Here is a 2204-nt window from a genome sequence, read left to right as displayed (position 1 = left end):
AAGCATCAAGCCATAGCTTCGGTGGTGTGTTTAGCCCCGTTACATTTTCGGCGCAGAGTCACTCGACCAGTGAGCTATTACGCACTCTTTAAATGGTGGCTGCTTCTAAGCCAACATCCTGGTTGTCTGTGCAACTCCACATCCTTTCCCACTTAACACACACTTGGGGACCTTAGCTGATGGTCTGGGCTGTTTCCCTTTTGACAATGGATCTTAGCACTCACTGTCTGACTCCCGGAAGTAAGTCTATGGCATTCGGAGTTTGACTGAGCTTGGTAACCCTTGCGGGCCCCGCACCCAATCAGTGCTCTACCTCCACGACTCTGTTTTCCGAGGCTAGCCCTAAAGCTATTTCGGGGAGAACCAGCTATCTCCGAGTTCGATTGGAATTTCTCCGCTACCCCCACCTCATCCCCGCACTTTTCAACGTGCGTGGGTTCGGGCCTCCAGTGCGTGTTACCGCACCTTCACCCTGGACAGGGGTAGATCACCCGGTTTCGGGTCTACGTCCACGTACTACATCGCCCTATTCAGACTCGCTTTCGCTGCGGCTCCGGCTCTTCACCTTAACCTTGCACGGGAACGTAACTCGCCGGTTCATTCTACAAAAGGCACGCCATCACCCCTAAAACGGGCTCTGACTTTTTGTAAGCACACGGTTTCAGGTTCTATTTCACTCCCCTTCCGGGGTGCTTTTCACCTTTCCCTCACGGTACTGCTTCACTATCGGTCGCTAGGAAGTATTTAGCCTTGGCAGATGGTCCTGCCGGATTCATACGGGGTTTCACGTGCCCCGCACTACTCGGGATCCGTCTCGGAGGGAACAGACTTTCAATTACAGGGCTTTTACCTTCTTTGGCGGGCCTTTCCAGACCTCTTCGTTTAACCGGTTCCTTTGTAACTCCATGTGAGACGTCCCACAACCCCAAAGAGCAAGCTCTCTGGTTTGGGCTGTTCCGCGTTCGCTCGCCGCTACTGACGGAATCACTATTGTTTTCTCTTCCTCAAGGTACTTAGATGTTTCAGTTCCCCTGGTATGCCTCACACTAACCTATGTATTCAGTTAGGTGTAACTGGAAATTACCCCAGCTGGGTTTCCCCATTCGGACACCCCCGGATCAAAGCTTGCTTACAGCTCCCCGAGGCAGTTTCGTTGTTCGCCACGTCCTTCATCGGCTCCTAGCGCCTAGGCATCCTCCGTGTGCTCTTAGTAGCTTAACCATATGCTCCGGTTTCGTTTGCTCGCTTCCCTTGTTTTGGACTACGTCCAAAGCCAAAAGTCGCTCCCACCCGATACCATCGCAACTGCATTATCTACCGTTTTTATTGAAACTTGTTTACACAAGTTCAGCTAAAAAGGAATGTTCTAATTCGCATTTACTTTCGTTTCGATATCTAGTTTTCAAAGAACAAGCTCCATGCAAAAGCAAGCTGTTTGAGAGTTTGAGCTCTCAAAACTGAGCAACGAGTGAGTAGTTTGCAGCGAAGCTGCATATTTGAATGTTTCCGCTACGGGAAACGATTCTCCATAGAAAGGAGGTGATCCAGCCGCACCTTCCGATACGGCTACCTTGTTACGACTTCACCCCAATCATCTATCCCACCTTCGGCGGCTGGCTCCTTGCGGTTACCCCACCGACTTCGGGTGTTATAAACTCTCGTGGTGTGACGGGCGGTGTGTACAAGACCCGGGAACGTATTCACCGCGGCATGCTGATCCGCGATTACTAGCAATTCCGACTTCATGCAGGCGAGTTGCAGCCTGCAATCCGAACTGAGACCGGCTTTGTTGGGATTGGCTCCACCTCGCGGTTTCGCAGCCCGTTGTACCGGCCATTGTAGTACGTGTGTAGCCCAGGTCATAAGGGGCATGATGATTTGACGTCATCCCCACCTTCCTCCGGTTTGTCACCGGCAGTCTATCTAGAGTGCCCACCCGAAGTGCTGGCAACTAAATATAAGGGTTGCGCTCGTTGCGGGACTTAACCCAACATCTCACGACACGAGCTGACGACAACCATGCACCACCTGTCTTGAATGTCCCGAAGGAAAGGTACATCTCTGTACCGGTCATTCAGATGTCAAGACCTGGTAAGGTTCTTCGCGTTGCTTCGAATTAAACCACATACTCCACTGCTTGTGCGGGTCCCCGTCAATTCCTTTGAGTTTCAGTCTTGCGACCGTACTCCCCAGGCGGAATGCTT

The 2204-nt window shown here is 51.7% G+C and carries 2 rRNA genes; both read right to left on the bottom strand.

Annotated elements, in window-relative coordinates:
• Nucleotides 1-1221, bottom strand: a 23S ribosomal RNA gene (locus M3636_RS28975); the annotation flags it as partial.
• A gap of 311 nt (nt 1222-1532) precedes the next feature.
• Nucleotides 1533-2204, bottom strand: a 16S ribosomal RNA gene (locus M3636_RS28970); the annotation flags it as partial.

The sequence above is a fragment of the Paenibacillus sp. MER 99-2 genome (assembly GCF_023714095.1).
Classification (GTDB): Bacteria; Bacillota; Bacilli; order Paenibacillales; family Paenibacillaceae; genus Paenibacillus.
This window is presented reverse-complemented; position numbering and strand designations above follow the sequence as displayed.